Annotated in this window: 24 protein-coding genes; 13 read left to right on the forward strand and 11 right to left on the reverse strand. The window is 66.0% G+C overall.

Annotated elements, in window-relative coordinates:
• The 7 genes from LPA34_RS06075 to LPA34_RS06105 all read right to left on the reverse strand — a co-directional run bounded on the left by LPA34_RS06075 (position 1) and on the right by LPA34_RS06105 (position 6800).
• Positions 1–558: a thioredoxin family protein gene (locus LPA34_RS06075; protein ID WP_324251708.1), complete on the reverse strand. Its 558-nt coding sequence runs from the start codon at positions 556–558 to the stop codon at positions 1–3.
• Between the two features lie 125 nt (positions 559–683).
• Positions 684–1721, reverse strand: a complete 1038-nt coding sequence (gene fba / locus LPA34_RS06080) for a class II fructose-bisphosphate aldolase (protein WP_228975998.1) — start codon at positions 1719–1721, stop codon at positions 684–686.
• A 34-nt stretch (positions 1722–1755) separates the two neighbouring features.
• Entirely contained in the window at positions 1756–2628 is an 873-nt protein-coding gene (locus LPA34_RS06085; RefSeq protein ID WP_228976001.1) for a phosphoribulokinase, read from the reverse strand.
• Between the two features lie 65 nt (positions 2629–2693).
• Positions 2694–3791: a class 1 fructose-bisphosphatase gene (locus LPA34_RS06090; RefSeq protein WP_228976003.1), complete on the reverse strand. Its 1098-nt coding sequence runs from the start codon at positions 3789–3791 to the stop codon at positions 2694–2696.
• Between the two features lie 22 nt (positions 3792–3813).
• Positions 3814–4791 carry a CbbX protein gene (cbbX, locus tag LPA34_RS06095; RefSeq protein WP_228976004.1) on the reverse strand — a complete coding sequence of 326 codons (978 nt, stop codon included), beginning with the start codon at positions 4789–4791 and terminating at the stop codon, positions 3814–3816.
• Between the two features lie 52 nt (positions 4792–4843).
• On the reverse strand, positions 4844–5272 hold the full coding sequence (locus LPA34_RS06100) for a ribulose bisphosphate carboxylase small subunit (protein WP_228976006.1): 429 nt from the start codon (positions 5270–5272) through the stop codon (positions 4844–4846).
• 28 nt (positions 5273–5300) lie between these two features.
• Complete coding sequence (locus tag LPA34_RS06105) at positions 5301–6800, reverse strand: ribulose-bisphosphate carboxylase large subunit (protein ID WP_228976007.1); 1500 nt, start codon at positions 6798–6800, stop codon at positions 5301–5303.
• Positions 6801–7179: 379 nt separating this feature from the next.
• Between LPA34_RS06105 and pqqA the strand changes: the two genes are divergently transcribed.
• The 3 genes from pqqA (at position 7180) to LPA34_RS06120 (ending at position 8711) form a co-directional block, all read left to right on the forward strand.
• Complete coding sequence (gene pqqA, locus LPA34_RS06110) at positions 7180–7254, forward strand: pyrroloquinoline quinone precursor peptide PqqA (protein ID WP_013342881.1); 75 nt, start codon at positions 7180–7182, stop codon at positions 7252–7254.
• 118 nt (positions 7255–7372) lie between these two features.
• Complete coding sequence (locus LPA34_RS06115; protein ID WP_228976009.1) at positions 7373–7975, forward strand: DUF447 domain-containing protein; 603 nt, start codon at positions 7373–7375, stop codon at positions 7973–7975.
• Positions 7976–8009: 34 nt separating this feature from the next.
• Positions 8010–8711 carry a (5-formylfuran-3-yl)methyl phosphate synthase gene (locus LPA34_RS06120; RefSeq protein ID WP_228976012.1) on the forward strand — a complete coding sequence of 234 codons (702 nt, stop codon included), beginning with the start codon at positions 8010–8012 and terminating at the stop codon, positions 8709–8711.
• Between the two features lie 48 nt (positions 8712–8759).
• On the opposite strand, the gene LPA34_RS06125 is transcribed toward LPA34_RS06120, so the two are convergent.
• The 3 genes from LPA34_RS06125 to LPA34_RS06135 all read right to left on the reverse strand — a co-directional run bounded on the left by LPA34_RS06125 (position 8760) and on the right by LPA34_RS06135 (position 11634).
• Positions 8760–9350, reverse strand: a complete 591-nt coding sequence (locus LPA34_RS06125) for an amino acid kinase family protein (protein ID WP_228976014.1) — start codon at positions 9348–9350, stop codon at positions 8760–8762.
• A gap of 77 nt (positions 9351–9427) precedes the next feature.
• Positions 9428–10558 (reverse strand): hydantoinase/oxoprolinase family protein, encoded by a 1131-nt coding sequence (locus tag LPA34_RS06130; RefSeq protein ID WP_228976016.1) that lies wholly within the window; start codon positions 10556–10558, stop codon positions 9428–9430.
• Entirely contained in the window at positions 10555–11634 is a 1080-nt protein-coding gene (locus LPA34_RS06135; protein WP_228976018.1) for an ATP-grasp domain-containing protein, read from the reverse strand. The genes LPA34_RS06130 and LPA34_RS06135 overlap by 4 nt, the downstream gene beginning before the upstream one ends.
• A gap of 398 nt (positions 11635–12032) precedes the next feature.
• Between LPA34_RS06135 and LPA34_RS06140 the strand changes: the two genes are divergently transcribed.
• From LPA34_RS06140 to LPA34_RS06185, 10 genes are all read left to right on the forward strand, one after another.
• The gene (locus LPA34_RS06140; protein ID WP_228976020.1) at positions 12033–13409 is read left to right on the forward strand and encodes a molybdopterin-binding domain-containing protein; all 1377 of its coding nucleotides are present in this window, start codon (positions 12033–12035) and stop codon (positions 13407–13409) included.
• Positions 13406–15115 carry a formylmethanofuran dehydrogenase subunit A gene (locus tag LPA34_RS06145; RefSeq protein ID WP_228976021.1) on the forward strand — a complete coding sequence of 570 codons (1710 nt, stop codon included), beginning with the start codon at positions 13406–13408 and terminating at the stop codon, positions 15113–15115. Before LPA34_RS06140 ends, LPA34_RS06145 begins: the two co-directional genes overlap by 4 nt.
• Positions 15112–16074 (forward strand): formylmethanofuran--tetrahydromethanopterin N-formyltransferase, encoded by a 963-nt coding sequence (fhcD, locus tag LPA34_RS06150; RefSeq protein WP_228976023.1) that lies wholly within the window; start codon positions 15112–15114, stop codon positions 16072–16074. Before LPA34_RS06145 ends, fhcD begins: the two co-directional genes overlap by 4 nt.
• Positions 16071–16889: a formylmethanofuran dehydrogenase subunit C gene (locus tag LPA34_RS06155; RefSeq protein ID WP_228976026.1), complete on the forward strand. Its 819-nt coding sequence runs from the start codon at positions 16071–16073 to the stop codon at positions 16887–16889. Before fhcD ends, LPA34_RS06155 begins: the two co-directional genes overlap by 4 nt.
• A 125-nt stretch (positions 16890–17014) precedes the next feature.
• Positions 17015–17581: a cytochrome b gene (locus tag LPA34_RS06160; protein ID WP_228976027.1), complete on the forward strand. Its 567-nt coding sequence runs from the start codon at positions 17015–17017 to the stop codon at positions 17579–17581.
• Positions 17582–17630: 49 nt separating this feature from the next.
• Complete coding sequence (gene pqqB / locus LPA34_RS06165; RefSeq protein ID WP_228976029.1) at positions 17631–18551, forward strand: pyrroloquinoline quinone biosynthesis protein PqqB; 921 nt, start codon at positions 17631–17633, stop codon at positions 18549–18551.
• Between the two features lie 46 nt (positions 18552–18597).
• Complete coding sequence (pqqC, locus tag LPA34_RS06170) at positions 18598–19335, forward strand: pyrroloquinoline-quinone synthase PqqC (protein ID WP_228976117.1); 738 nt, start codon at positions 18598–18600, stop codon at positions 19333–19335.
• Positions 19332–19631 (forward strand): pyrroloquinoline quinone biosynthesis peptide chaperone PqqD, encoded by a 300-nt coding sequence (pqqD, locus tag LPA34_RS06175; RefSeq protein WP_228976031.1) that lies wholly within the window; start codon positions 19332–19334, stop codon positions 19629–19631. The genes pqqC and pqqD overlap by 4 nt, the downstream gene beginning before the upstream one ends.
• Positions 19632–19636: 5 nt before the next feature.
• On the forward strand, positions 19637–20872 hold the full coding sequence (pqqE, locus tag LPA34_RS06180) for a pyrroloquinoline quinone biosynthesis protein PqqE (RefSeq protein WP_228976033.1): 1236 nt from the start codon (positions 19637–19639) through the stop codon (positions 20870–20872).
• Positions 20869–21537, forward strand: coding sequence for a response regulator (locus LPA34_RS06185; RefSeq protein ID WP_228976035.1), 669 nt, complete (start codon positions 20869–20871; stop codon positions 21535–21537). Before pqqE ends, LPA34_RS06185 begins: the two co-directional genes overlap by 4 nt.
• Here LPA34_RS06185 and LPA34_RS06190 read toward each other — a convergent pair.
• Entirely contained in the window at positions 21501–22523 is a 1023-nt protein-coding gene (locus LPA34_RS06190) for an ATP-binding protein (protein WP_228976037.1), read from the reverse strand. The genes LPA34_RS06185 and LPA34_RS06190 overlap by 37 nt on opposite strands.
• Positions 22524–22612 lie beyond the last annotated feature (89 nt).

Here is a 22612-nt window from a genome sequence, read left to right on the forward strand (position 1 = left end):
TCATTCGTCCGTTTTCCATTTGATCGAGCATCCCAGCGCAGGATACCGCGGCCCTTGTGCCACGCCCACCTGGGCGATTTCACGCATCGCTTCGAAGAGATCGCGCCTCGCGTCGGGAACCGGCGCATAGCGCGACGCGTCAACCCGACCTTGATAGCGCAGCTTCAAGCCTGCGTCGTAGCCGAAGCACTCCGGCGTGCACACCGCGCCATAAGCGCGCGCGATCTGCTGCGATTCATCGTACAGGTAAGGAAACGGCAACGTCCATTGCGCGGCGAACGGCACCATCCGTTCGAACGCATCGTCCGGATACGTCGCCGCATCGTTCGAACTGATACCGACGACGTTGACGCCGTGTGCCGCCAGTTCCTGCGCGTCGCGGACCAGATGCGGCAGCGCGCCCAGCACATACGGGCAATGGTTGCACATGAACACGACGACAAGGCCGTGCTCGCCGCGCACGTCGTCGAGTGTCAGCGTGCGCCCGTCCGTGGCGGGCAGCGAAAAGGCGGGCGCGGGCGCGCCCAGTTCACCTGCGGGAGATTCGGTTGCCATCATGCGCTCCTCATCCAGTCAATCCAGCGGGATCCTGAACCGCCAGAATACGCACATTCGTCCAGTCCTTCAGGGCGATACATGCTGTCGCGCACGATGGCCTCTTTCGCATGGAAAGGTTCGAAAGATCAGTGGTAACGCCGCGCCATCGCATCGAGCGCAAGCGGCTTGATGCGATCGGCCTGCCCCGCGCAGCCGAACGCCTGAAACCGGTCGATGCAGAGATTGCGTGCCGCCGCCGTCGCGGCCTTCAGCGCGTGCCGCGGATCGAATTCCCCACGCGCCGACGCCATCGCCTGACGCATCGCACCCGTCATCGCGAGGCGGATATCGGTGTCGATGTTCACCTTGCGCACGCCGTTCGCGATGCCGCGCTGGATCTCCTCGACCGGCACGCCCCACGTCGCGGGAATCTCGCCGCCAAATTCGCGTATCGTCGCGAGCCATTCCTGCGGCACCGAAGACGACCCGTGCATCACGAGATGCGTATCCGGCAAGCGCCGGTGAATGTCCACGATGCGGTCGATCGCCAGAATGTCGCCGGTCGGCTGGCGGCTGAACTTGTACGCCCCGTGCGACGTGCCGATCGCGATGGCGAGCGCATCGACGCCGGTGGCCTCCACGAACGCGCAGGCCTGCTCGGGATCGGTCAGCAGATCGTCGCGCGTGAGCGTGCCCTGTGCACCGACACCGTCTTCCTCCCCTGCCTCGCCGGTTTCGAGCGAGCCCAGACAGCCGAGTTCGCCTTCGACAGACACGCCCACCGCATGCGCCGCCTCGACCACGCGCCGGCTCACGTCGACGTTGTAGTCATAGGTCGCCGGCGTTTTCTGGTCGGGCAACAGCGAGCCGTCCATCATCACCGACGTGAAGCCGGAACGGATCGCCTGCTGGCACACCGACGGACTCGCGGCGTGATCCTGGTGCAACACCACGGGAAGATCGGGATGCGCCTCGATCGCAGCCAGCACGAGGTGACGCAGATAGGCCTCGCCCGCGTATTTGCGCGCGCCCGCCGACGCCTGCAGGATCACCGGGCTGCGGGTTGCATCGGCGGCCTGCATGATCGCCTGGATCTGCTCCATGTTGTTGACGTTGAACGCCGGGATGCCATAGCTGTGCTCTGCCGCGTGATCCAGCAGCTGACGCAATGCGATGAAAGCCATCACACTCTCCTTGAAGTTAAGGGAAACCGGTTCTTCAGGCACGCGCGCGACGATCGACCAGTTGCAGGATCATCGGCGTGAAAATCAGCTGCATCGCGAGCCCCATCTTGCCGCCGGGCACCACGATCACATTCGGGCGCGACATGAACGAGTCGTGCAGCATCGTCAGCAGATACGGAAAGTCGATGCCTTTGGGCCGCGCGAACCGGATCACGACAAAGCTCTCATCGGCGTTGGGAATCTCGCGCGCGGTGAAGGGATTCGACGTATCCACGGTCGGCACGCGCTGGAAATTCACATGCGTGCGCGAGAACTGCGGGCAGATGTAGTTCACGTAATCGGGCATGCGGCGCAGGATCGTGTCGACTACCGCTTCATGCGAGTAGCCGCGCATCGTCTGGTCGCGATGCAGCTTCTGGATCCACTCGAGATTGATGATCGGCACGACGCCGACCAGAAGATCCGCATGCCGGGCAACGTCCACGTTTTCCGTGACCGCCGCGCCGTGCAGACCTTCGTAAAACATCAGGTCGGTTTTGTCGGACACATCCATCCACGGCGTAAACGTGCCGGCGTCCTGATTGCAGGCCGCGGCTTCCGCGTCGTCGTGTATATAGCGGCGAAACTTGCCGCTACCGGTCTCGCCGTAACTCGCGAAAAGCTGCTCCAGTTCTTCGAGCAGATTCGCTTCGGGGCCGAAGTGACTGAAGGTAAGCGCGCCATCGCGTTCGCTCTGTTTAAGCGCGTCACGCATGCCCTTGCGGTCGTAACGATGAAACGCGTCGCCTTCGACGATCTGTGCGTTGATGCGCTCGCGCCGGAAAATATGCGTGAAGCTCTTCATGACGGTGGTCGTGCCGGCGCCACTCGAACCGGTCACCGCGATGATCGGATGTCTGACTGACATGCGCGTCTCCCTGAGTCTGAAACCTGTCTGCTCATACGATCTGGAAGCGCGTTCCCGCCGGGCCCCTACGCGGGTGTTTCCGGCAGAAACAGCGAGCGTTCGTTGAAGAGCGGGGAGGTGAACGGCTTGTCCTCGCCGCGATCGTATTCGCTGTGATAGCGGCCGATGCGCGCCACTTCGTTGCGTGAACCGAGAATGACCGGGACACGCTGATGCAGTTTCTGCGGCACGACGTCGAGAATCCGTTCGCGCCCGGTGATGGACTGCCCGCCCGCCTGCTCGACCAGAAAGCTCATCGGGCTCGCCTCATACAGCAGACGCAGGCGCCCTTCCATCGCGGGCGTTTTAAAGTCGCGCGGATACATGAAGACGCCGCCGCGCATCAGGATGCGATGCACTTCGGCCACCATCGATGCAATCCATCGCGTGTTGAAGTCCCGCGCGCGACAGCCGCTGCGCCCCGCCTTGCATTCCTGCACGTAGCGGCGCACGGGCGGCTCCCAGAAGCGTTCGTTCGACGCGTTGATCGCGAATTCGCCGGTGTCCTCCGGAATCCGGATGTCGGAATGCGTCAGCACGAAATTGCCGACGTCGCGTTCCAGCGTGAAGCCGTGCGTGCCGGTGCCGACCGACAGCACGAGCATCGTCGAAGGCCCGTAAATCGCGTAGCCGGCCGCGACCTGTTCGCGGCCAGGCCGCAGGAACGCGCTTTCCGCGAGCGGCGCGTCGCGCTGGTCGTCCCGCACACGCATCACGGAGAAGATCGAACCCACCACGCCGTTGATGTCGATGTTCGACGAACCATCGAGCGGATCGAACGCGAGCAGGTAGTCGCCGCGCGGATACGCTTCCGGTATCGCGTAGACCTCGTCCATTTCCTCCGACACCATGCCCGCCAGCAGACCGTCCCACTCGCAGTGCTGCAGGAAGATATCGTTGGTCGCGAGGTCGAGTTTCTGCTGCTCCTCGCCGTGCGTGTTGAGCGAATGCGCCGTGCCATGGTGGCCGCCCAGCGCGCCTTTCGTCAGCGCGGCGGAAATCGTCTTGATCGATGCCGCCACGTCGATCAGCAGCGCGGACAGGCCTGGCGCCGTTACGGATACAGGCTTGCGGTCGAGCGTATCGATGAGAAACTTCGAAAGCGTGGTGCGTCCGTCCTGCATGGCCATCTCCTCGGGAAACGATTCAAGCCGGTGTGGGCGGCGCCGCTGCCGTTGCTGTTTCTGTTTCAGCAAACACGCGGCTCGCGCGGATATCCGCCGCGCCCAGCAGCGTCAGCGCGGCTGCATCCGCGGGCATGCCGCCTTTCAGCGCATCGGCGAAAAGGCGATTCGCCTGGCGCAGACGCGAGCGGTCCAGCGCGTTACGCACCGAGCGCGCGTTCGCGAAGTTCGGCTGGCGGATGCGGCGATCCAGGTATTCGCTGAACGCGGCGCGCGATTCGCCATCGAGCCGGTAGTGCATCTTCGCCAGCATGCGTTCGGCGATGTCGAGCAGTTCTGCTGCGTCGTAGTCGGGAAACATGATGTGATGCGCGATCCTCGACCGGAAACCGGGGTTGCTCTGAAAGAAGGTCTCCATTCGCGCTTCATAGCCCGCGAGTATCACCACCAGGTCGCTGCGCTGGTTTTCCATCGTCTGCAGCAGGATCTCGATCGCTTCCTGGCCGTAATCGCGTTCGTTCTCGGGGCGGTACAGGTAATACGCCTCGTCGATGAACAGCACGCCGCCCAGCGCGCGCTTGAGCACGTCGCGCGTTTTCGGCGCGGTGTGGCCGATGTACTGCCCCACCAGATCGTCGCGGGTGACCGAAACCAGATGATTGCGGCGGATATAGCCAAGGCGGTGCAGCACTTCGGCCATGCGCAGCGCCACCGTCGTCTTGCCCGTACCCGGATTGCCCGAAAAACACATATGCAACGTCGGCGCTCCGCTTGCGATGCCCAGCGTTTCGCGGGCGCGTTCGACGATCAGATGCGCGGCAATCTCGCGTATGCGGGTTTTCACGGGCGTGAGGCCAACCAGATCGCGATCGAGTTCAGCCAGCACGTCGCCGATACCCGAGTCGCGAAAGAGACCGACGAGGTCGACCGCCGCGTCGGCGGCAGGCGTTTGCGTACGCGGCACCGCCGCGGGCAGATCGGGTTCAGCTACGACGGTCATATGCGATTCTCCGGTTGCCTTCGGTCCTGCATCCCTGCGGTCGTCATGGCACTCACTGCGATGCGGGGTAGCGCTCGCCCGCCGGACGGTCCGACGCATAACTCTTCATGCTGTAACGCTGCACACGTCCCTGCGCTTCCGTGCGCTCCAGACGGAAGCCCGGCTCGACCGCCGGCCGGTTGACGATGAACGACATGCGCATTGTCTCGAAGCCGCGCACGGAATCGAACGCGTTGATCTTGATGTAGTGCTGCGGATACACCTTGCGGCATGCGTTCACTTCCATCAGCACGCCCGCCGCATCGCGCAGGTCGAACATCGGCAGGCCCCACATTTCCCAGTACGTGTTGCGCGGATGGGGATCGTCGGTGAATTCCACCGAGCACGACCAGCCTTCGCGCAACGCGTAGTCGATCTGCAAGCTGATTTCCGCGTCGGTGAGTTCCGGCAGAAACGAAAAAGTGCCTTGAGTGATTCGCATGGCGTGCTCTCTTCAGGTCAGGTGACGTTCAGGCCGCGGTCGGTGTCGCGGCGAAATCGGGCGTGTCGGTCGATGCGTAGTTGAACGTGACGTCGCGCCATGTATCGAGCGCCTGCTTGAGCGGCGTACACCAGCGCGCGGCGGCTTCGAGCAGTTCGGGGCCTTCGTTGACGATATCGCGCCCTTCGTTGCGCGCCTTCACGATCGCTTCGAGCGCCACGCGGTTCGCCACCGCACCCGCCTGAATGCCGCCCGGATGTCCGATCGTGCCGCCACCGAACTGAAGGATCGAGTCGTCGCCGAACAGATCGATGAGCTGGTGCATCTGTCCCGCGTGAATGCCGCCGGACGCGACCGGCATCACCTTGCGCAAGCCTGCCCAGGGCTGGTCGAAGAAGATGCCGCGCGACAGATCGACCTCGTTATGCGATGCACGGCACACGTTGTAATAACCCTGTACCGAAAGCGGATCGCCTTCGAGTTTTCCAACCGCGGTGCCCGAGTGCGCGTGATCGACGCCCGCCATGCGCAACCACTTCGCGATCACGCGAAACGAGATGCCGTGATTGCGTTGCCGCGTGTACGTGCCGTGTCCCGCGCGATGCAGATGCAGGATCATGTCGTTGCGGCGCGCCCATTTCGACATCGACTGGATCGCGGTCCAGCCGATCACCAGATCGATCATCACGATGCACGAGCCCAGTTGCTTCGCGAATTCGGCGCGCTCGTACATGTCTTCCATCGTGCCGGCCGTCACGTTCAGGTAATGGCCCTTCACCTCGCCGGTCTCGGCCTGCGCGCGGTTCACCGCTTCCATCGAGAACAGAAAGCGGTCGCGCCAGTGCATGAACGCCTGCGAGTTGATGTTCTCGTCGTCCTTCAGAAAATCGAGGCCGCCCTTAAGCCCTTCGTACACCACACGCCCATAGTTCTTGCCCGAGAGTCCCAGCTTCGGCTTGACGGTCGCGCCCAGCAGCGGGCGTCCGTATTTGTCGAGCCGTTCGCGCTCGACGACGATGCCCGTCGGCGGCCCCTGAAACGTCTTCAGGTAAGCGACCGGAATGCGCATGTCCTCGAGCCTTAGCGCCTTGAGCGGCTTGAAGCCGAACACGTTGCCGATGATCGACGCGGTGAGATTCGCCACCGACCCTTCCTCGAAGAGATCGAGCTCGTACGCGATGTACGCGAAGAATTGCGGCTCCGTCGCGCTCGACGCGGGCACGGGCTCCACGCGATACGCCTTCGCGCGATACATGTCGCACGCGGTGAGCCGGTCGGTCCACACGACCGTCCACGTCGCGGTCGACGATTCTCCGGCCACGGCGGCCGCGGCCTCTTCAGGTTCGACGCCCGGCTGCGGCGTGATGCGAAAAAGCGCGATGACGTCCGTGTCTTTCGGCGTGTAATCCGGCTGCCAGTACCCCATCTCGCGGTACTTCATGACACCGGCTGCATAGCGGGAACGCGGATCCGATGGATTGCGTTCGTGCGAATCGGGCTCGACGGCGGCCTTGCTGAAGTCGTTCATGAACTGTCCTCGATGGTTGGAGACGCACCCGGCGATGCAGACTAAGGAGCGACGCGGTCAATGCGTTCAACCCGCGTCCATGTCTGCAATGTAGGCGTGCCCCTCATCGAAGGGAATTCACGAATTTCTTCTCCATCCCTAAGCAGTTCTTTGGCTAACGGTGCGAATCGATGCGTGCACAACGGCCAGAAACTCGTATGATGGTGAAACACTCTGCTGCGTTTTCGCGACAGTAAGGCGCGTAAGCCAGCCGGGTTCCCAGCGTCCGCTTCACTGTGCTGTTTCTGGCACGGCGCTTGCGTGATTTCCGGTGCTGATCCGTTCCGGCGCTGCTTCATGTGTCGGCGGCGAAAGCCCCAACCAACCCTGGAGGATGACTATGCAGTGGACGACACCGAGTTACACCGATATGCGTTTTGGTTTTGAAATCACGATGTATATCGCAACCCGTTAATCCCGCACGCGCCGCCTTTGTGCGGCTTCCGTGCGGCCATCGCAGTCACTCACTCAGCTAACAGCCAGTTTGCAAACCGCCGGCTCGTAGTTCGCCGCAACGTCCAGCGTTCTCCGCCATGATTTTCGAAACGATCATTACGACTGCGGCGCGCGACGGCCGGCCTCACATTGCGCCGATGGGCGTGCGCTTCGAAAACGGGCGCGCGATCCTCGCGCCGTTCAGACCCTCCGCCACGCTCGACAACATCCTCGCCACCCAGGCCGCCGTGATCAACTTCACGACCGACGTGCGCGTTTTCGCGGGCTGCGTAACAGGCTATGCATTCGACTGGCCGACTTCACCCGCCACACGCGTGGCGAGCGTGCGGCTCGACGGCGCGCTTGCGCACACCGAGCTGGAACTCGACGAAGTACGCGACGACACCCAGCGTCCCACGCTCTACATGCGCTGCGTGCATCAGGAAACGCACGCGCCTTTTCCCGGTTTCAACCGCGCACAGGCGGCCGTCGTCGAAGGCGCGATTCTCGTCAGCAGACTTTTCATGCTGCCTGCCGTGAAGGTCGATAACGAAGTGGCGTATCTGAAGATCGCCATCGACAAGACCGCGGGCGACGCGGAACGTGTCGCGTGGGCATGGATCATGGATGCGATCGCGCGTTACCGCGCGCAGGCGGGCAAGACGCCGGACACAACGCCGGGTAGCTCGCGCGCCGCGTGATGCGCCGCGGCAAAACCGCTTTCTGGAGACTTCCATGACCGCACTGCTCGCGAGCGTCCGCTCGTATGACGAAGCCTGCGACGCCGCCCAGGCCGGCGCCGAGCTCATCGATCTGAAAGAGCCCCGCGAGGGCGCGCTGGGCGGCGTAGCCGTCGACGAAATCGCGCGCATCGTGCAGGCGCTGCGCGGACGGTTCCCGGTCAAGCCGATCAGCGCGACGATCGGCGACGTGCCGAACGAGGCGCTCGACGAGATCGCCACGCGTGTGATCGGCGTGAGCGATACGGGCGTCGACTACGTGAAGGTGGGCGTCTCGCCGGGCGCGTCGGCGCGGGCGTGCCTCGCGCATCTCGCGAGCCTGCCTGCCGCCGTGGTGCCGGTGCTGCTGTGCGACGAAGGTGTCGACGCCGCGCTGTCCGACTACGCGGCCGGGCTGGGTTTTGCCGGCATCGTGTTCGATACGGCCACCAAGAACGGTCGCACGCTGTTCGATTGCGTCGATATGGACACGCTTGCGCGCTGTCTCGCCACGATCGGTGCGCGCGGCGCGATGACGGGAGTGGCGGGGTCGCTCGGCTGGGCACAGCTCGCGCAGATCCACGCGCTCAAACCGGATATCGCCGGGTTTCGCACGGCCCTTTGCACCAAAGGGCGTTCGACGAGGCTCGATCCAGGACATGTCGCGCGATGGGCCGACGCGCTGCATCACGCGCCTCAGGATGCGCGCACGATGTGACGCGTGAGGTTGCTATCGCTGCTGCCGCATGCCGTGCCGCATGCCAGGCTACGCGGCCGGCACGTGCAGCAGACGATCGCGCATCAATGCCACGTCGCGCCGGTTCAGCAGTTCGACCACGTAATTCGCGTCGCTGACGTGATCGACGAAGCGCGCATCCAGCACGCCATCGCGCGTCAACGCCGCGAGCGGCGCACCCGCTTCCACGTCGCATGATTTCACGACGATCAGGCGCTCCGCATTGAGCGTCGTCGAAAGCCATGCGGCGAGGCTGTCCGAGGTGGTGTCCCAGGTGGTCATGTCGTCGGGCGTGTCGCGCATGAGGCCGGTAGGCACCCACACGGCGACGTGTCCGTCACGCAGCGCGCGGCGGATGCGCTCCTCGTTCGCGGCCAGCACGAGCTCGGGCCGCACGCCCTGCATCAGGATCGCGTACTGCGTCATCGCGAGCAGGCACATGTTGTGGGCCGCGAGGTCGTCGAAACGCCATTCGGTCTGGTACTGGCGAACCTTGTCGGCGAAATCGCCACCACCCGGCACGATCACCACGCGACCGCCGCCGAGTTCCCAGAGCTGCGTCAGCCACTCGCGCAGCAGCGGGTCATGGCTAAGGCTTCCGCCGATTTTTACCACCCACATGACCGATGCCCTCGCTCCAGGTTGACGTCATCGACGGCCCGTTTTCCACATCCGGCCGACGCGCTCCGCATTCTCTGCTACATCGGCGTTTCATGCAGTCTGGGCGCCTCCATGCCCGTGCCCATGCCTGTGTCCGTACCGGCGAGCAGCGCTACCGCCACGCCCGGCGCGCACGTCGCGACCCATTCCTCCAGGTCCGCGCTGGAAGGCGTCACGCCAGCCAGCACGGCGAAATCGATGTAATCGCGCCCGTCGTGCCGCGCGAGCGCCGCCGCCAGAAAACGCCCACATCCGGCGCCGACGATCGGTGCCCCGGCGAGCGCCGGATGCGCGATACGCACGCGCGACAGGTTCGTCGCGAGGATCGCGAGCTGCTCGTGACGCCAGCGCTGCGCGAAGCGACGCCATTCGGTTTCGGTGGCGTCGGCTGCGTCGAAACCGATCATCCGCGCGAGCCGTGCGCGGCTCGCGGCTTCGGTTTTCGGGCCGTTGTCCGCGGACGGATGCTGGTCGTGCGCGGGCCACAGTTCGCCCGTCAGCCGGTAGACGTCGGCACTTGTCGCGAACCATTCGTTCATGACGTTCGTCGTCTGGTCGCGAAACACGATCCGATGCGCGATGCCGCACAACGGCGTGCGCACCACGCCCTGATAGACGAGCTCGCCGGAGACGAGCCGCGCGGCGTCGTTCGCACCCTGCGCGACCACCCTGCCGCCGACGACCGGAATGATGTCCGTGGTCGTGCTGCCGATATCGACGAGCAGCGCGTCGGGCACGCGCGTCGCGAGCCATTGCGCCGTCGCAAGCCAGTTCGCCGATGCAACCGCGCGCCACCTGTCCCCGCACGCGGCGGCGTCGAGCCAGCCGTCCACGCCCGCGAAGAAACGCGTTCGCGGGCCAAGGCGCGCCGCGAGCGCGCCCGAGAGCGCACGCACGCCTGCCGCGCGATCGGGAAACAGGTCGACCATTTCGCCCGTCATCGTGATGACGTGTTGCACAGCAGCAGCACGCGCCTCGGGCCAGCGTTCGAACACATGATCGACGGCCCGCTCCAGATGGTCGAGTCCCTGCCACAACGGACACGCCCATTGCGCGACGTCGCGCGGCACGCCGGACGAATCCGCCCTTGACACCTTCACGTGCGCGCCGCCGACGTCCCAGCCGAACACAGGCGCACCGGCAGTGGAGGCGATGCGCGCGGCCTTCATGACGCGGCCCCGCACGCGAGCGTTCCGGTATGGCATTGCGCGGCGGACGCGCTCACCGTCACGCCATGCGATTCCAGCAGCGCGCGGGCCAGATTGCGCCCGAGCCGCGCGGACAGGCCGGCATAGGCCGCCGTCAGACGGGGGTTCACCTCGATCACGACCGGGCCGCGTTGCGGATGCCACACCAGATCGATACCGGCAAACCCGCGCAAGCCCGGCAACGCGGCGACCACACGTTGCGCGAGCGCTTCGAGCACGCGCCCCGCGTCGCTCTGCAAGGCGATCTGGTCGACCTGCACGCCGCTGAACTCGACGACCCGCTCCGCGTGGCCCGGCGCGGCGTGATCGGGCACGCCGATCTGCTGCCGGTTGATGCTGATGAGTTCCGCACGCGTTTCGCCGCAGATCAGCGAGAGACTCAGCGGTTCGCCTTCGACCCACGCCTGGAGCACCGGATTGCGCCCGGCCGCGAGACGCGCGCGATATTCCGCGCAGGCATCGTCGAAGCGGTCGAAGACAAACGTATCGAGCCCACCCGCGCCGTCGTCCGGCTTGACGACCCAGCGGCGGGCCGCCGTCGTCAGCGCTTCGGCGTGGCCGGGTTCGCTTCCACGGCTTCCATGTTCGGGCGGTAACGCGGGCGTCACGGCGATGCCGTGCGCCGCGAGGCATTCGGCCGTCGCGCGCTTGCCCGATGCGATATCGATGGCGTGCGGCGTGCAGCCAAGCCAGCGCGCTGCGCCGACAGCGTCGTATAGCTGGCGCAGCAGGCCGTCGCATTCCGGCGCGATCACCCACGCGTAATCGTGCTCGCGCGCCACGCGCGCAACGAACTGGCTCATCGGTTCGCCCGGCAGCGCGCGGCAATGCGCGAGCGACGCGTCGACATGCTCGAACCGTGAACTGGCGAACGTCACCTGCACGCCGTCGAGGGCGCGCAGGTCGGCGACGAGCGCATCGCGCATCGCGCGGCCTTCGACGATCAGCGCACTCAGGTCGGCGAGACTGCCTTCGCTGGCGAGATCGGGGTCGATGCCGCCGCCGGTCAGATACTCGTACACAAACAGCTCGGTCACGGGAGGTCATCCTTGCAGGTGAGATAGAGGCCTGTGTCGCGGAGGACCGCGCGCCACGCCGCTCCTGGGCCAGCGCCCCTGCACGACACAATATCCGTGCCACGCAGGCTGCGGGCGAGTGGCGTGTAATGCATTGGCAAGGCGGGGTGTTGCAGCGCGTAGCGGCCAGGTGACACAGTGTTTCAGAACGAAGCACATACTGTGCTGCGCGGGCGCGTGGCTTCCACCGGGTTTCACGTGCTTCACGCATGCCCGTTTCCCAGGACGGGCGACGCGGTCTGAAAATGAACGCGCTGTAATCCACATGTCGGGCGGATTCGCCACGCACGGGCTCACGTGCTCGCAAAGCCACGCGCCGATAACACGCTCCCGGCATGGTCCTTGCTGAAGACGCGACCATGCACCGTTCGTCCAACCATCCGTCGAGTGCCGGCCCGACGGGCGTGTCCACGTCCATCACGTCCGACTGGACCTGTCCTTTCTGTCCCCTGCTCTGCGACGACATCGCGGCAGGCGTGAACAGCGACGACAGCCTGAGCGCGCCCGCCACCGATTGCCCCCGGCTTGCCGGGGCGCTGGCGCTATACGGCGCCGCCGATACGCACTGCAAGGCATCGGTCGACGGCCGGGAAGCCGATCTCGATACCGCCCTCGCGCGGGCCGCCGACATCCTGTCGCAGGCACACAGGCCGCTGTTCGGCGGCATGGCCACCGATATCGCCGGTGCCCGCTCGCTGTATACGCTGGCCGCGCGCTGCGGCGCCATCGTCGATCATCTGCATGGCGACGCGCTGGCGGCCTCGACGCTCGCGCTACAGGATCGCGGTGCGTTCTTCACGACGCTCTCCGAAGTCCGCGCGCGCGCCGATCTGGTCATCGTGTTCGCGTGCCGGCCGTCGGCGCATCATCCGCGTTTCTACGCGCGCGCGACCGGCACGGCCGAAGGCGCGCCCGCGCTCACGCGCACGTTCAGGTTCGTGGGCTGCGAAGCCGATCCGGCAGTTGACGCACTCGATCACGCAGGCGCCACCTCGCTCCTTGCAGGACGCGACCTGTTCGACCTCCTCGCGCTCTGGTCCGCGCTGCTGGAAGGCCGTAGCGTCGAAGCGCTGGACGACGCGAGCGGCACGGCGCGCGAACTGGCGGCGCTCGTCGACGAAGTGAACGCCGCGCGCTACACGGTGTTCGTCTATGAGCCCGCTGCGTTGCCCGGGCCGCACGCGGCGTTGCTGATCGAAGCGCTGAACCGGATCATCAAGGCGGTGAACCGGACCGTGCGCGCCGGCGGTCTGGCGCTCGGCGGCGCCGACGGCGCGCTCAGCGCCAGCCAGACGTTCACGTGGCTATCGGGTTTTCCCCTGCGCACACGCATCGCCATGCCGGGACGTCTCGCCGAAGCGCCCCTCGATTACGACCCCACGCGTTATCGGACCGACACGCTGCTCGCGAACCATGAGGTCGACGCGTTGCTGTGGGTGTCGAGCTTCGGACCACAGCCGCTACCCGACACGCTCGATCCCGACGTGCCGGCGATCGTGCTCGGCCATGCGGCGATGGCGGCGATGGTCGCGGGCGCGGCCACCGCGCGTCGCGGGCCGACGGTCTTCATTCCTGTCGCGACGCCGGGCATCGACATCGGCGGTCACCTGTTCCGCACCGACGGCACGGTCGTCGTGCCGCTTTCCGCTGCGCGCCATGCCGCTCTGCCGGGCGTCGCCGACATCGCCACGCGCCTTGCTGAAAGCGTTACGAACACCACGCGGAGCGCGCCATGACCCTCGCGCGGCTAACCGGCGGCCTCATCTACGACCCGACGAACAATGTCGATGGCGAACGCCGCGACCTGTATATCCGCGACGGCCGTATCGTCGCGGAACCGCCAGCCGGCATGCCCGTCGATCATGACTACGACGCGACCGGCATGATCGTGATGGCGGGCGGCATCGACCTGCATTCGCACATTGGCGGCGGCAAGACGAACCTGTCGCGCCTGCTGCTGCCGGAAGACCACCGCAACGATGCGCCGCGCGGCGCGGATTACGAGTCCGCCGCCGATACGCAGGGCCGCTATCTGCGCATGCCGTCGTGCGGCATCTGCGCGCCCGGCACGCTCGCCACCGGCTATCGCTACGCCGAAATGGGCTACACGGCGGCGTTCGAGCCGGCGATGATGCCGTCCAACGCGCGCCACACGCATCTGGAGATGGGCGACACGCCGATCATCGATCACGGTGCCTATGTGATGCTCGGCAACGACGAACTGCTGCTGCGGATGCTCGCCGCCCGCGACGGTTTCGAGCGGCTGCGCGACTACGTCGGCTGGACGCTGCATGCCAGCAAGGCGCTCGGCGTGAAGGTGGTGAACCCGGGCGGCATCTCGGCGTTCAAGTTCAACCAGCGCTCGCTCGATGTCGACGAGGCGCATGTGCATTACGGCGTCACGCCGCGCGACGTGCTGCGCACGCTCTCACGCGCGCTGACGGAGCTGCGCGTGCCGCATCCGCTGCATGTGCATGCGAGCAATCTCGGCGTGCCGGGCAATATCGCCTCGACCATCGCGACGATGGATGCCGCCGACGGCCTGCCGATCCATCTCACGCACATCCAGTTTCACAGCTACGGCACGGAAGGCCCGCGCAAGTTTTCCTCGGGCGCGCGCGCGATCGCCGAAGCCGTCAACGCACGGCCGAACGTCTCGATCGACGTCGGCCAGATCATTTTCGGCCAGACCGTCACCGCTTCCGGCGACACGATGATGCAGTTCAGGAACGCGCCGCTCGGCTCGCCCCGCAAGTGGATCGTGGGCGATATCGAATGCGACGCGGGCTGCGGCATCGTGCCGTTCCGCTACCGCGAGCAAAGCTATGTGAACGCGCTGCAATGGATCATCGGCCTGGAAATCTTCCTGCTGATCGACGACCCGTGGCGCGTGTCGATGACCACCGATCATCCGAACGGCGGCCCGTTCACGAGCTATCCGCATCTGATCCGCCTGCTGATGGACAAAAGCTTTCGCGACGAACAGATCGCGAAGCTGCATCCCGAAGCGCAGGTCGCGAGCGCGCTGCCGGAACTCACCCGCGAACTGTCGCTCTACGAGATCGCGATCATCACGCGCGCCGGGCCGGCGCGCCTGCTCGGTCTCAAGGATCGCGGCCATCTCGGCGAAGGCGCGGCGGCGGATATCGCCGTCTATCGCGACGAGGCGGATCGCGAGCGCATGTTTTCGTCACCCGCGTATGTGTTCAAGGACGGCCAGCTCGTCGCGCGCGACGGCACGCTCGTCGCCACGCCGACCGGCGGCATCCACTACGTGTCACCCGACTTCGATCGCGGCATCGAAAAAACGCTGCGCGCGTACAGCGAGGCGAACCTCGTCGGCAACTTCGCGCACGCGGCGATCAGCGACGACGAAATCTGCGCGTGCTGCCGCGGCGGCCGGCTGCTGCCCGTCGCATGCCTCGCGGCGGTGAACCCATGACAAATGCCGCCGCGCCGATGGAAGTCAACGGCACGCTCATCGACGACACCTTCGCGGAAGCGTTCCCGATGAAGGCCACGAGGCTCGTCATCACCGCGCACACGCCCGTCTGGGCCAGGCACGCGGCGCAGTCGCTGACCGGCTTCGCCACCTCGGTCATCGGCTGCGGCTGCGAAGCGGGCATCGAGCGCGAACTGGGCAGCGACGAAACGCCCGACGGGCGGCCCGGCATCGCGGTGCTGCTGTTCGCGGTATCGTCGAAGGAACTGGCGAAGCAGATCGAGCGGCGCGTCGGCCAGTGCGTGCTGACGTGCCCGACGACCGCGATCTACAGCGGCATCGATCCCGCGACGAGCCGCGCGCCGCGCTCGGACGACGCCGCGCTCGGCAAGAACCTGCGTTTCTTCGGCGACGGCTGGCAGATTTCGAAGATGATCGGCACCACGCGCTACTGGCGCGTGCCGGTGATGGACGGCGAATTCGTCTGCGAGGAAACCGCCGTCACGGTCAAGGGCGTCGGCGGCGGCAACCTGCTGCTGCTCGGCACCGACATCGACGCCGCGCTCGCCGCGGCCGAAGCCGCCGCCGCCGCGATGCGCGCGCTGCCGAACGTGATCATGCCGTTCCCGGGCGGCGTCGTGCGCTCCGGCTCGAAAATCGGCTCGAAATATGCAGGCGCGACGGCATCGACGAACGACGCGTTCTGCCCGACGCTCACCGGCCTCGCGAAACGCAGCGAACTGACCGCCGAAGTGGGCTGCGTGATGGAAATCGTGATCGACGGCCTGACCGACGGCGACGTCGGCGCGGCGATGACGGCCGGCATCGCCGCGGCCGCCGCGCGCGGACGCGCCGCCGGCGTACTGCGGATTTCAGCTGGCAATTACGGCGGCAAGCTCGGTCCCTGGCACTTCCATCTGCACGAAATGGCGGCCGCTGCCGGGCGGAGGCCCGCATGAGCACGACCACGCTGCGCGTCAGGCACGCGCCGGGCTTTCGCGTGAACGCCGCGCGCCTGCTGCCCGCCGCGCTCGCCGCATTGCCGGTCGCGGACGTGGCACGCATCGCGTTGCCCGCCGGCAACGAAACCTGCGCGGCGGCCGACCTGTTCGACATCGCGCGCGCGGACAGCGAACACACCGCGCTCGTGATCGAAGGCGACGTGCGCTGGCTCGACCACGTCGGCGCGCAGCTCGACGAAGGCAGCCTCACCGTGCACGGTTCATGCGGCGATTACGCCGGGTTGCGGATGAACGGCGGCACGCTTCAGATCGAAGGCGACGCGGGCCGCTTTACGGGCTGCGAAATGCGCGGCGGACGCCTGACGGTGACGGGCAACAGCGGCGCGTTCGCGGCCGGTGCGCTGCCGGGCGACATGGAAGGCATGACAGGCGGCACGCTGACGATCCACGGCCACGCCGGCGCGCGCCTCGCGGACCGGATGCGCCGCGGCCTCGTGCTGGTGGGCGGCGACGCGGGCGAATGCGCGGCCTCGCGGATGGTGGCGGGCACGGTCGGCATTGCGGGACGCGCCGGCGCGCACTACGGTTATGGCATGCGGCGCGGCACATTGCTGCTGTTGCAGGCGCCCGCGCGGATTCCACCCACCTTCACCGAAGGCGGACGCGGCTTCGATGTGTTCTGGTCGCTGCTGGTGCGCTCGTTCGCGCAGGAAATCGCGCCATTTTCGGCGTTGCGCGGCGCGGCGCTGCCGCGACGGTACGCGGGCGATCTGGCGGTGGACGGTCGCGGCGAACTGCTGATCGTCCGTTAGCGGCAACGGATCGGCGGGCGGACCCTGGGTAAAACCGGATAGCCCGGGACGTACTAGAGGAACAAACAGAAAGTGGACGACGTGCAGTGTGAAAGCGGCGCCCACGACAGAAAATGGAGGCAGGCATGAACACTGCGCAATCGTCCGATGCGACCCGGAACGCCGGGGCACACGGGCCGCGCTATGCGCCGTCGCTGATCGCGTTGCACTGGCTGATCGGGCTCATCATCATAGGGATGCTGTGCATCGGCCTGTACATGGTCGGCCTGCCGAAAGGCCTGCCGTTCAAGGCGACGCTGATCAACTTCCACAAGTCGCTGGGCATGACCGTTTTCCTGCTGGTGCTGATCCGCATCGTGGTGCGCATGGCCGTCGGACGACCGGCCCTGCCGCCTATGCGAGCGTGGCAACGCGCCGCCGCGCGCATTACGCAGGTTCTTTTATATGTGGGAATGATCGTGATGCCGCTGACCGGCTATCTCGGCTCGTCGTTCAATTCATATGGCACGCGCTTCTGGGGCATCCTGCTGCCCAAATGGGGCTGGGACGACAAGGGATTGCGCAGTCTCTTCTTCGGCATTCATACGGTCTGCGCATGGGCCCTGATCGCGCTGGTCGCGCTCCATATCGCCGGTGCGCTCAAGCATCAGCTGATCGACCGCGACGGCCTGCTCGCGAGGATGCTGCCATGAGCGACGCCATGCTTTTCCTGCTCACGCCACCCTTTCGCGGAGACGCTCAATGAAAATCCGCGTACTCGGTTCCTCGGCAGGCGGCGGGTTTCCGCAGTGGAACTGCAACTGCCGCAACTGCGACGGCGTGCGTCGCGGCACGTTGAAGGCGACGCCGCGCACGCAGTCGTCGATCGTCGTCAGCGCGAACGGCGAGGACTGGCTGCTGGTGAACGCGTCGCCGGACATCCTCGCGCAGATCGCCGCGCATCGCGAACTGCAGCCGGCTCGCCGCCCGCGCGACAGCGGCATCGCCGCCGTCCTGACGATGGATGCGCAGATCGATCACGTCACGGGTCTGCTGATGCTGCGCGAGCGCGATACGCCGCTGCCGCTCTATACGACCGGTGTCGTGTGGCAAGACCTGAGCAGCGGTTTTCCCGTCACGTCGATCCTGTCGCATTACTGCGGCGTGGAGCGGCATGACGTGCCGTTCGACGGCGAGGCGTTGACGATCCCGGCACTCGCCAGCGTGCGCATCGAAGCGCTTGCCCTGTCGAGCAAGGCACCGCCGTATTCGCCGCATCGCGAGGCGCCGCAGCCGGGCGACAACATCGGCCTGTCGTTTGTCGATACGCACTCGGGCAAGCGGGCGTTCTATGCGCCCGGCCTCGGCGCGATCGAGCCGCACGTGATGGCGGCGATGCGCCGTGCGGATCTGCTGCTTGTCGACGGCACGTGCTGGACCAACGACGAAATGATCCAGCTCGGCCTGTCGAGGAAAACCGCCGCCGATATGGGGCATCTCGCGCAAACCGGTGCGGGCGGCATGATCGAGGTGCTCGATGCGATCGACCGTCCGGGCGTGCGCAAGGTGCTTATCCACATCAACAACACGAACCCGATTCTTGTCGAGGATGGCCCGGAGCGCCGCGTGCTCGCCGAACACGGTATCGAGGTCGCCCGCGACGGCATGGCCTTCGAACTCTGACGCACATCGACGTGAACCCGACCGATGGAGACCGCAGGTGAATACATTGCCCTTCCCGCCTCGCCGCAACGTTGAACCCACGCATGCCGGCGACGCGAAGCCCGCCTGGTCGCGCGAGGAATTCGAGGCACAGTTGCGCGCCAAGGGCGCGGGTTATCACATTCATCATCCGTTCAACGTCAAGATGAACGGCGGCGGCTGTTCGCATGAACAGATCCGCGGCTGGGTCGCGAACCGCTTTTACTATCAGATCAACATTCCACTGAAAGACGCCGCGATCCTGTCGAACTGCCCGGATCGCGAAACGCGCCGCCGCTGGGTGCTGCGCGTGCTCGATCACGACGGCTACGGCGACGACGAAGGCGGCATCGAGACGTGGGCGCGTCTGGGCGATGCGGTCGGCCTCACGCGCGACGCGCTCTGGTCGCTCGAACATGTCGCGCCCGGCGTGCGCTTCGCGGTGGACGCCTACGTGAACTTCGCGCGCCGCGCGCCGTGGCAGGAAGCGGTGTGCTCGTCGCTCACGGAAATCTTCGCGCCGCAGATTCATCGCGACCGGCTCGCGACGTGGCCTGAACACTATCCGTGGATCGAGCCCGCCGGGCTCACGTATTTCCGCTCGCGCATCTCGCTCGCGCAGCGCGACGTGGAGCACGGCCTCGCCGTCACGCTCGATTACTTCAGGACGCGCGAGCAGCAGGAACGTGCGCTGGACATTCTGCAGTTCAAGCTCGACATCCTGTGGACCATGCTGGATGCCATCGAAAAGGCCTTCCCGACATGAACGACAACGCTTCCCCGGAAAACGGCACGCAGGCGGCCGGCAGCGCATGGCGCCCCCGGCTGAAGACACTGTTTCGCCTGCAGTGGGAGCCGGCGCAGGACGCGCACGTGCTGCTCTACCCCGAGGGCATGGTGAAACTGAACCCGAGCGCCGCGCAGATCCTGCTGCGCTGCGACGGCACGCGCGATCTGCCCGCGCTCGTCGCGGACCTCGAACAGGCGTTCAACGTAACCGGCCTCGCGCCCGAGGTGCAGACGTTCGTCGACCACGCCCAGACGCGCGGCTGGCTGGAATAAACATCATGACCGACCTTTCCCGTCCCGATACGATTGCGCAGACCGCCGCGCGACCTGAAGCGAAACCGGATGCCATCGCGCCGCCGCTCTGGCTGCTCGCGGAGCTGACGTATCGCTGCCCGCTGCACTGCGTGTTCTGCTACAACCCGACCAACTACACCGACCATTCGCGCGAGCTCTCCACCGCGCAGTGGATCGACGTGCTGCGCGAGGCGCGTGCGCTGGGCGCGGCGCAACTCGGCTTTTCCGGCGGCGAGCCGCTCCTGCGCGACGATCTCGAAGTGCTGGTCGGCGAGGCGCGGCAACTCGGCTTCTATACGAACCTCATCACGTCCGGCATCGGCCTTACCGATACACGCCTCGATGCGCTGAAAGCGGCGGGCCTCGATCATATCCAGCTGTCGTTTCAGGACTCGACGCAGGAACTCAACGACTTCCTGAGCAGCACGCGCACGTTCGATCTCAAGAAGCGTGTGGCCGCGTCGATCAAGGCGCATGGTTTTCCGATGGTGCTCAACTGCGTGCTGCATCGCTTCAACCTGCCGCACGTCGACAAGATCATCGACATGGCGCTCGCGATGGACGCCGAATACCTGGAACTCGCGAACACGCAGTACTACGGCTGGGCGCATACGAATCGCGCGCAACTGATGCCGACCGCCGGACAGCTGCAGGAAGCGGAAGCCGTCGTGAACCGCTACCGGAAAGAAATCGGCGAGCGCTGCAAGATCTTCTTTGTCGTGCCCGATTACTTCGAAACGCGCCCGAAGCGTTGCATGAACGGCTGGGGCGCGGTGTTCCTCGGCATCGCGCCGGACGGCGCGGCGCTGCCGTGTCACACGGCGCGCTCGCTGCCGGGCCTCACGTTTCCGAACGTCACCGACATGCCGCTGCGCGAGATCTGGTACGAGAGCGACGCGTTCAACCGCTTCCGCGGTTTCGGCTGGATGAAAGAGCCGTGCCGCAGTTGCGACGAAAAGGAGCGCGACCTGGGCGGTTGCCGGTGCCAGGCGTATCTGTTGACGGGCGATCCGGCGAACGCGGACCCGGTCTGCGACAAGTCGCCGGAACACGAACACGTTGTGCAGGTCGTGCGCGCGGCCGCCACCCGCACGCCGGCGCAACAGATCACCAAAGAGCAACCCGTGCTGTTTCGCAACGACGCCAATTCGCGACGGCTCGCTGCAGCCGGCGATGGCCACCCACCGGATCACCCGGTCAGTCGAGGAGAGCGCACATGACAAACGCCCCCATCTCCGTCCTGCTGGTGGACGATCACGCGGTGGTCCGCGAAGGCTACCGGCGGCTGCTCGAACTGAGCCCCGACGTGCGGGTCGCGGGCGAAGCAGGCGATGCCGCGCAGGCCTATCAGCGCTTTTGCGCGTTGCAGCCGGACGTCGTCGTGATGGATCTCGCGTTGCCGGGTGCGAGCGGCATCGAGGCGATGCGGCGCATGCTCGCGCGCGAGCCCGATGCACATGTGCTGATCTTCAGCGTGCATGAGGAAACGCTGTTCGTGCGGCGCGCGCTCGATGCCGGCGCGCGCGGCTACGTGACGAAGGCCAGCGCGCCGGATGTGCTCGTGGAGGCGGTGCGTTCGGTCGCCCGGCGCGTGTGCTATCTGAGCGCGGATGTCTCGCAGGCGCTCGCGCTGCGCACGTCGTTTCAGGAAGGGCCGCCTGGGCGGCAGCTATCGGCGCGTGAATTCGAGGTGCTGCGTCTGCTCGTGCAGGGTTACACGCTGCCGAGCATCGCCGAGCGTCTCGGCCTGAGCCAGAAGACGGTCGCCAATCATCAATCCGTGATCCGGCAGAAATTCGGCGCGGACAATGGCGTGCAGCTCGCGCAGATCGCGAACCGCCTCGGCCTTCACTTTTCGGAATTCGCCGCGGCGCCCGCCGGTTGACTGGCTACGTTCGGCGTCGTGGGGCTGGCCTGAGCCGGCACGCGCGCGCAAAACAGAAATCCGCTGCCCGGCTCACTCGCGATGTGAAACTCGCCGCCGAGCGCCTCGACGCGCTCGCGCATGCCGATCAGCCCGAGCCCCTTGCGCGGGATCGACAGATCGACGCCCGGCCCGTCGTCGGCCATGGTGATCACGATCTCGCCGTCCTCGCCCGCCGTGCGCACCAGATAAATCTCCACGCGGGCGTTACGCGCGAACTTCGATATGTTCGTGAGCCCTTCCTGCACGAGCCGGTAGAGCGTGATGTTCAGCGCGTCGCCGGCCGCGGAGAAATCGCCTTCCACCGTCAGCGTGAACGAAGCACCCGGCAGCCGTTCGCGCCAGCCTTCGACGCAATGTTCCAGCGCGCCCGGCAGGCCGAATTCGTCGAGCCCGGTCGGGCGCAGCCGGCGGATCATCCCGCCAATCTCGCGATACACGTGATGCGCGCTTTGCATCAGCGCGAGGGAAATCCGGTGAATCTCCGGCTCGCGCGGAACCGCCAGATCGCGGATACGTGCGGCGTCGAGTGAAATCGAGTTCAGATACTGCCCGAGTTCATCGTGCAGTTCGCGGGCGAGGTGACGCCGCTCGTTCTCCTGCGCATCGATGCCCTGGCTCGCGAGCCGGCGATTGTCGGCGAGCAGCCGTTCGGCTTCCTCTTCCAGTTCGCGGCGGCGGATCAGTTCGCGCTGCGATTCGCGATAGCGGCGCCACGCGAACCAGGCAAGGCCGCTTGCCAGCACGAACAGCGTGGGCGGCAATTCGTCGACCTGAAAGCGCTCGGCGCCGCGCGTCCAGCGATAGAACCGCTCGCCGAAATCCAGCGTCGCGCACAGCACCGCCGCGATCACGGTGATCGCCGCCACGCACGCCAGATCGCGCCGCACCGTCGAGCGCGGTGCGATCTGGCGTGCAGCGGATGAAAGGTGGGAATCGGGTGGCATCACGAAACCTATTCTACGCAGCGAACCCGCTGCAGTTGCATGCGCGCGCAACGAAAACGGCCTTCAGGAACGCTTCCCTGCGCGATCGG

The sequence above is a fragment of the Paraburkholderia gardini genome, assembly GCF_907164575.1.
In the GTDB taxonomy this organism is placed as follows: Bacteria; Pseudomonadota; Gammaproteobacteria; order Burkholderiales; family Burkholderiaceae; genus Paraburkholderia; species Paraburkholderia gardini.